At 56.4% G+C, this 7,557-nt stretch carries 9 protein-coding genes and 1 pseudogene; all 10 read right to left on the bottom strand.

The annotated features are described in order from the left end of the window. Nucleotides 1–347: 347 nt before the first annotated feature. The 10 genes and pseudogenes from AB2B41_RS22610 to AB2B41_RS22565 all read right to left on the bottom strand — a co-directional run bounded on the left by AB2B41_RS22610 (nucleotide 348) and on the right by AB2B41_RS22565 (nucleotide 7,342). Nucleotides 348–704 carry an SPW repeat domain-containing protein gene (locus AB2B41_RS22610; protein WP_367880091.1) on the bottom strand — a complete coding sequence of 119 codons (357 nt, stop codon included), beginning with the start codon at nucleotides 702–704 and terminating at the stop codon, nucleotides 348–350. 23 nt (nucleotides 705–727) lie between these two features. Further along, nucleotides 728–1,009 (bottom strand): EF-hand domain-containing protein, encoded by a 282-nt coding sequence (locus tag AB2B41_RS22605; protein ID WP_367880090.1) that lies wholly within the window; start codon nucleotides 1,007–1,009, stop codon nucleotides 728–730. A 79-nt stretch (nucleotides 1,010–1,088) separates the two neighbouring features. Continuing rightward, nucleotides 1,089–1,277 (bottom strand): hypothetical protein, encoded by a 189-nt coding sequence (locus AB2B41_RS22600; RefSeq protein ID WP_367880089.1) that lies wholly within the window; start codon nucleotides 1,275–1,277, stop codon nucleotides 1,089–1,091. 339 nt (nucleotides 1,278–1,616) lie between these two features. Then, on the bottom strand, nucleotides 1,617–3,260 hold the full coding sequence (gene groL / locus AB2B41_RS22595) for a chaperonin GroEL (protein ID WP_367880088.1): 1,644 nt from the start codon (nucleotides 3,258–3,260) through the stop codon (nucleotides 1,617–1,619). Between the two features lie 43 nt (nucleotides 3,261–3,303). Next, complete coding sequence (locus AB2B41_RS22590; protein ID WP_367880087.1) at nucleotides 3,304–3,591, bottom strand: co-chaperone GroES; 288 nt, start codon at nucleotides 3,589–3,591, stop codon at nucleotides 3,304–3,306. A gap of 548 nt (nucleotides 3,592–4,139) precedes the next feature. Continuing rightward, on the bottom strand, nucleotides 4,140–4,673 hold the full coding sequence (locus AB2B41_RS22585; protein ID WP_367880086.1) for a hypothetical protein: 534 nt from the start codon (nucleotides 4,671–4,673) through the stop codon (nucleotides 4,140–4,142). Nucleotides 4,674–4,758: 85 nt separating this feature from the next. Continuing rightward, on the bottom strand, nucleotides 4,759–4,896 hold the full coding sequence (locus AB2B41_RS22580) for a hypothetical protein (protein ID WP_367880085.1): 138 nt from the start codon (nucleotides 4,894–4,896) through the stop codon (nucleotides 4,759–4,761). Nucleotides 4,897–5,030: 134 nt separating this feature from the next. Further along, nucleotides 5,031–5,821, bottom strand: a pseudogene (locus AB2B41_RS22575) (transglutaminase-like domain-containing protein); the annotation flags it as partial. A 40-nt stretch (nucleotides 5,822–5,861) separates the two neighbouring features. Next, nucleotides 5,862–6,866 carry a hypothetical protein gene (locus tag AB2B41_RS22570; protein WP_367880083.1) on the bottom strand — a complete coding sequence of 335 codons (1,005 nt, stop codon included), beginning with the start codon at nucleotides 6,864–6,866 and terminating at the stop codon, nucleotides 5,862–5,864. After that, nucleotides 6,863–7,342, bottom strand: a complete 480-nt coding sequence (locus tag AB2B41_RS22565) for a hypothetical protein (RefSeq protein WP_367880082.1) — start codon at nucleotides 7,340–7,342, stop codon at nucleotides 6,863–6,865. Before AB2B41_RS22565 ends, AB2B41_RS22570 begins: the two co-directional genes overlap by 4 nt. Nucleotides 7,343–7,557 lie beyond the last annotated feature (215 nt).

Here is a 7,557-nt window from a genome sequence, read left to right as displayed (position 1 = left end):
CAACAGTCCAGAACCTCCGCAAACTTGCCAAGCTCAGACAAATTCCGGTGTGAAGAGCCGGGCAGAAACCGTTCGACCATCAATTCAAACGAAATCCCCGGTCGACTTTTTCAACAGCATCTTGCGCTTTGCAGACCTTCACCTTGGATTGCACACGAGGCGCACACAACCAGAGGTTAATACACTGATTCAAGAGGACAGTCTGTCCACTCCTCCATAAGTCGCGAAGCGTTCGACTCGCGGTCAATGGCCAATAGCCATCTCCGGAAGAGATGTAGGGTGAGTAGTATTGGCAAGGACAACGATTAGAAGTGTGGGGCGTTTGCCACCCCACACAGTGTTTTTTACTATGAGTGATGTTTCGGCATTTTCTGAAACACCACATAAAGGCCCGCCAGAACCAAAGCCGTTCCGACGACGCCGACATTCCACGCGGTCACAGGTTCGGTGAATCCGAACAGCCAAGGCGCCGCTACCAAAATCAAACCGTAGGAAACTCCCAGATAGGTCTGGACCAGGTAATGTTTGTTGTGGCCGTAACCCGCTAGGGTCAAAGCTAAAAGCCCCGAGAGAATGAGCAGTCCTGCATCCCCAACGAGGGCATTGCTAAGAGCCGATTGGCCGCCGAGAAGCATGAATGGCGACAAGATGAGCCAAAGCCCTGAAGCTGTGAAGGTCCATCTGAAAGCTTCACGATTTTGCATAGCGCATACTCCAATCTTTGGTTTCAGGCATGGGTTTCAGGATCCGCGAGGTTGCCAAGCCTGACAGCGATAGCCATTTCCTCATCGTCGACGAAACCATCCCCATTTGTGTCAATGTCGCCGAACATTTCCTTGGTAAGTTCAGGATATGAAACCTGAAGTTCAGCGAAGGATGCCATGCCGTCACCGTCAGTATCAATTTCGGCGGACATTGCATTGGCGGAGAACGCAACGGATGTCACAAGGCCAGCTGCGAGAATTACACTCTTCACGTTTTTTCCAATCAAGGTAAGGCAATCCATCATGGACTGCGATTCAGGTCCCGGCGCATTACATTCAGCATTTGCGCAAACTGGCCCGTTTTTTCACGCGGCCGTTGAATTTTTACACAAGGGCTTTCCTGGCAGCGTCGAGTTCGTATTTCGCCTTGATGTCATCATTCGCTTTGTGCGCGGCCTCAGCAGCGTTGTAATGTCTCCAGGCCTGCGTTCTTTTTTCACCGAAGGGTGCGCCTCCACAGCTGGTTTTAACGGACTTCATCTTTTCCGAGATGGTATCTGTATCGAGTTTCATTGGAGTGTCCTTTCTTGAGCATTCCGAGGGAAAAGAGGCGCGCGAAAAAAGAGTTTCTTTCAAGGGAACTGCCCCTTGCGCGCCGCTGAGAAACTCGAAAACACACTTCCTGCTGAATTTTCAGCGAGTGTTCTCAAGCTAACTTACATTCCAGTTTTTGACGCTTACACAGATCAGCTTGGAGCGATTTGATGTTAGAAAGCGGAGCCATCAGATACGGTTGCTTCGAGGGGCAGAGCGACTGGCAAAAAGTCGGGTCGTTGGTGCGAGCCGTCTTCAGGAATAGGCCGCTCGCGGCTCATAAAGATTGGTTCCAATGCCGCGAACAAAAGTTCGCTTCTACATCATGCCCCCCATACCACCCATGCTTTCGATGTCGGGCATACTGTGGCCACCGGACTTGACAGGTTTGTCAGCCACCATCGCTTCGGTGGTAACGAGCAGGCCTGCAACCGATGCCGCATATTCAAGCGCGATCCGAACGACCTTGGTCGGATCAATGACACCGGCATTCAACATGTCGCCGTAGTGGTCCAGCTGCGCATCATAGCCGAACGTCTTACTGGGGTTTTCAAGTACTTTTCCAGCAACGACCGAGCCATCAACACCGGCGTTTTCAGCGATCTGGCGCAACGGTGCCTGAAGCGCTTTGCGGATGATCTTGATACCCGCATCCTGATCCGCGTTGTCTCCTTTGAGACCTTCCAGAACCTTGCCCGCATGGACCAGTGCGACGCCACCGCCTGGTACGACGCCTTCCTGGACAGCCGCACGAGTTGCGTTCAAGGCGTCATCAACCCGATCCCTGCGCTCTTTCACTTCGATCTCGGTCGCACCACCAACTTTGATCACCGCAACGCCGCCCGCCAGTTTGGCCAGCCGCTCCTGCAGTTTCTCCTTGTCGTAGTCCGAGGTGGTCTCTTCGATCTGTGCACGGATTTGAGTGACACGCGAAGCGATAGCTTCTTTGTCGCCTGCGCCGTCGATCACAGTTGTAGTGTCCTTGGTGATTGTAATCTTCTTGGCATCGCCAAGCATGTCCATCGTGACATTTTCGAGCTTGATACCCAGTTCCTCGGAGATCACCTGTCCGCCCGTCAAGACGGCAAGATCTTCCAGCATCGCTTTGCGGCGATCCCCAAAACCAGGCGCTTTGACACCGGCCACTTTCAGGCCACCGCGCAGCTTGTTCACCACAAGGGTTGCGAGCGCTTCGCCATCAATGTCCTCGGCCATCACCAAGAGTTGCTTGTTCGCCTGCATGACAGCTTCAAGCAAGGGCACCATGGGGGCCAGAGACGTCAGTTTCTTCTCGTGCAGGAGGATGACACAATCCTCCAGGGTCGCCGTCATCTTGGCGGTATCTGTGATGAAATACGGGCTGAGATAGCCACGATCAAACTGCAGGCCCTCGACCACTTCGGTCTCGGTCTCGAGGCCCTTGTTCTCTTCGACGGTGATGACACCTTCGTTGCCGACCTTGGCCATCGCGTCCGCGATCTGTTGACCGATAGCAGCCTCACCGTTTGCCGAAATGGTTCCGACTTTGGCGATCTCAGCCGTATCGCCCACTGGCCGCGACATCGCCTTGACCTCGGCAACAACGGCGGTGACCGCTTTGTCGATACCGCGTTTGAGGTCCATCGGGTTCATACCAGCGGCGACTGACTTCATACCTTCCTTGACAATAGCTTGGGCCAAAACGGTTGCGGTGGTTGTGCCGTCGCCTGCCTCATCGTTGGTACGGGACGCGACATCTTTGACGAGCTGTGCGCCCATGTTCTCGAACGCATCCGAGAGTTCGATTTCCTTGGCGACCGTAACACCATCCTTGGTGATGCGCGGCGCTCCGTAGGATTTGTCGAGGACCACGTTGCGGCCCTTGGGGCCAAGCGTGACCTTGACGGCGTTGGCGAGCGTATTGATGCCCTTGAGCATGCGGTCACGGGAGTCCGTGCCGAATTTTACGTCTTTTGTAGACATGTCGGTATTCCTAAATGAAAAATGGGGTAGGGTTCAGTGTCGTTCAGGCCATAATGCCCAAGATGTCGCTTTCCTTCATGATCATCAGCTCTTCACTGTCGATCTTGATTTCAGTGCCCGACCATTTGCCGAACAGAATTTTGTCGCCAGCTTTGACGTCCATTGGGATACGCGCGCCTGTGTCGTCTCTTGCACCGGCGCCGACGGATACGACTTCGCCTTCCTGCGGTTTTTCTTTTGCATTGTCAGGGATGATCAGGCCGCCCGAGGTCTTTTCGTCGCCTTCAATACGGCGGACCAAGACACGGTCATGTAACGGGGTAAACTTCAAGGAAATGCTCCCTTTCGAGATTTCCGGGTAAGGGTGGCATGCGTAGGGACACATTGGCACTCGCCACACCTGGGTGCCAATTTATGAAAAGTGGCTATACCGACGGAACTCTGCAATGGGCTGTTGAACTATATTTCGCTCAAACGCGCTTTTCAGAAATCGCGGCGTAGAAGGCTGTCTACTTTACCTTCTTCCCAACAATTGCCAGCGCAGGCTTTCCTGCGAGGGAGTTGGCCGTGGCAGAGACCTTCGGTAGGTCGTGGTGCGAGCGATGTCTAGACTGGCCGAAATGACGGGTCCAGCACGGTACTGGGAAGACGGCGTGGGCACCGATGGGCATCAGCGGCGCCGGGAAGCACCGGGGCTGACGGGAACGGCGTTCCGCCAGGCGTTCAACCCCTTGCAGCGCCGACAGATCCGTTCTCCAAAACCTTCACTCCAGAAAACAACATCGCATCTCAGACAAGGACGTTCTCGAGGTACGTCGCCAAAGGCCCGTCCGCGGGCGATGTCCGAAAATGCTACGTCGACCGAGGTTTTGTTCGCGATCATGTCAAATCCGCGCTGACTTCCGTGCGCATAGCCGACGTCCCTGTCGGTCGTGGAGGCATGCCCGCGTTCTCAGCAGCATGGATTGACGCCATGTCACGTGCACCTAAACGCGCCGGGTTCCGGTCCAGGACATCCCTGTCAGACTGGGGCGTCCGGCGCCCCGAATAGAGATGTCGCATATGTGCTGCAGAGACCCCGTCGGCCTCCATCACGAGGCGCACCATCGGATCAGCCAGCATTTCCTCAAGGAAGAAGTCGGACAACGCTCTGCCGGTCAGCTTGTCCCGCGCGCGAGCGTGGTCGAGGTCGGCAAGAGAAACAGTCAGGATTCTCTCCAGTCCAGGATGCGATGTCCGGGGATGAAGCTTCACCAAGACGGAGGCGTTCCAGGCTTCGGGATCCACGTGATCCGGTGGAGGCACCAGTTCCGTTTCAATCTCGTACTCGCCCGCCTGAAGCGTCTCGGCAAAGCCTGGAACGGTGAAAGGTCGGGAGAAAACCGCGATGGTCTTGCTCGTCAGATCTTCCATTGGCGCGATCCTTTCGCTTGGTGTTGCAGGTGGTCTGCGCCCCAATTTTGTATAGGACGTATAGGGCGCGTGGTCCGTGGACGTCTCAAGACTTCTTGGATTTCGCTGGTATGTCCTTGCTTGCAGGCTTGGACTCGTTCTCCTTGGCAGGGGTCTTGGCTATCTCCTCAGGCTTCGGCTTCATTGCAGCCGCAGCCCGGGCAGTCAGGTCCTTGAAAGACATGTCATCGATCCTTTGATTGACCGACGGCAACTCCTCGTCCATGTCGGACCGGGACCCTTGCCGTTGGTATTATGTATATGGGGACTGGCGACCGGATTTACGATGCCCAGTCGAAAAAGAAACCAGGGCCAGGTCAACTCATCTGTCCAGACGTCGAATTGTGTCAGTGTAATCAGCCCGAATGTCTGCGTCAGAGGCACGTCAGCGGCATCCCGACCGCGCGCGATCAGAATCCGCCCAATGCGCGGCCTGTTGTTTCGTGGATCGAAGACCCACCAGCGGCCGCCAAGAAAGACCTCCATCCAAGCTGCGAAATCGTCAGGCGGATGAGGCTCCGATTGACCGAATTCGCTCAGATAGCCGGTGCAGTAACGCGCGGGGATGTTCATGCAGCGGCAGAGAGCGATAGCGAGATGAGCGAAGTCCCGGCAAACACCCTGCCGTCCAGCCAGCGTTTCATAAGCTGTGCGAGTGGCGCTCGCCTGCATGTAGTCGAACGAAACGGCAGAGTGTACGAAGTCGCAGATCGCCTGGACACGCGTCCAGCCAGGCGGCGTCTTTTCGAAACGGCGCCATGCCTCTTCCGACAGTAGATCGGTGTCGCAGTAGCGACTGCCAAGAAGATAGAACAAGGTGTAGAAGAGCAGGTCCTGAACGGCGTGCTGTGCAGCCTCGGACGTTGTCGGATCGAGCAGTCCGGTGTCGCGGAAGATACCGTCGGTGGACACAGTGAAGTCCCCCCCGGGGCCACCATCCGCGTGCACCAGTTCCCGAACCCATCGCGATAGCTTTCCAGCGGCACGCTGGGCTGAGTCACGAGATAGTCGGGTTCCAGATCGCCGAATCGCGAAAAGTGCACGTTCAGCATAGCTATGATGGGTGTCGGCTGGGTCAGCCGATAGCGCAGGCGACAGCCTATCCGCATCCGTACACCAGAAGTTTCGGCCGGGCGTGATCTGGGGGTGCTATTGTCCAAGAATACACTCTCCGTCCGAGAGTTGAAAACTGCGGTCGCACCGCCAGTTGTTTCCCGATCGGTCGAGATGGGCGTTTGCGGGCATGTCAATTGCGACACAGGCGTCGTCCACCGCCGCAAAGCCCCGTTCGCACCGCCACCCGGGCCCGTAGGACTCTTGGTAGAGATAGGCATTTGCGGGAAGCGCTACGGGATCACATCGGCCATCGATCTCGAAGAAGCCCCTATTGCAAGCCCATTCGGCACCATAGTCGGCATTAGTGAGGTAGCCGTTTTCGGGCACCCCAATCGGAACGCAGGAGTCGGTCAAGGCCGTGAAGCCGCGCTCACATTCCCAGCCGGAACTCGAAGTGTTTTCCGTGAGGTATGCGTGTTCCGGAAGGACAATCAGAACGCAGGTCTCACGATCCTGCCGATATCCGCGATCGCATTTCCAGTCGAAGCCCGATGATCGAAGAAAGGCATTCTCGGGAACGGGGATCGCCTCGCAGGAAACACCTCCCACTTTTTCATAACCTCGCTTGCACGCCCAGCCCGAGCCGTGAGACCGGCCAGTTACGTAGGCGTTCTCGGGGACGTCGATGGCAGCGCAATCCTCGCCATTAAAGCGGTAACCGAGCGTACAGTCCCAGCCAACGCCATAGTTCTGCGCCTCTGCGTTGTCGGGCATCGGTCCAGTGCCGTCTTGAGCAAAGACTGGGAAGGCCACAGACGCGATGATACCGGCCGCGGCAATCAGTTTATTGATCAGTCTTGGTAGCGAATTGGCGTTTGCCTTATTGTCCTGTCTCATCGGCTTTTCCCTTGCAGGCCAAGGTCCGCATGTCGCCGTTCGTTCATTCAGCGAACCCAGGCAGTGCGTTCCAGTTTGGCGCCCGGGGCGGGTGAAGCGCGGAGGCGTATTCTCGAACTCAGGTCTTGGCGGCATGCCTTCGTTCTCGGCCACCTGAATCGGGAAATCTTGGGGGACCGTCGGATGGACGCGGTTGGTCATCGCAGGGACAACTTCAGCAATGCGGCAGCCGCAACCGCCTGTTCCTTCTGGAAGTAGTCAGCACGAAACTTGCCATCGACCTTCAACTCCCAGATCCCATTTCTTTCGCGTATCCGAACCCGGTCCGGACGCGCGGATCGTTCCTGAAAAGGGCCCGGCCATCCTTGGCCTTTCGGCAGCGCGGGTTGCTCATCAATCTCTTTGTGCTCCTTCAGTATGGGCGCGCGCGCCTCTCCGAGGAGCATCATGGCGCGGATGAACTCTTCCGCATAATCATCCGTTTCGCGGTGGTCATGTTCGTGCCTGGCCATACGCATCGGCTCGACGAACCGTGCTCTCAAATGATCGATAAACCGCGGCTCCGAGCGGGCCATGTATGCGATTAGAGCTTGCAGGATCCGTTCATGGGCGAGCACACGCCGTTCGAGGTCGGTGGTCTCTGCGGTCGTCCTGGTAGGATATTTGACTGAAGTCATAGCGTATTGTCCTCCTCGCTGCGCGGTGCGACGCTGGATGTCGTGTCCTCGAGGGTGGGCAGGCAGGCCGTCGCCTCGTCGCGATCCAACTCTTGCCATTCACCTTACAGCCAGTCGGACATCGGGTGCTGACGCAGGTTAGAGCGGTTCCATCTTTCGTTGAATCAAAGGGGATTCCCATGAGGTGTGTTTTCTGATTCATCCTGTTCAGGAGG

Source organism: Sulfitobacter sediminis (assembly GCF_040811725.1).
Lineage (GTDB): Bacteria > Pseudomonadota > Alphaproteobacteria > Rhodobacterales > Rhodobacteraceae > Sulfitobacter > Sulfitobacter sediminis.
The sequence above is the reverse complement of the archived record's forward strand: the minus strand, read 5'-3'. Positions and strand labels throughout refer to the sequence as shown.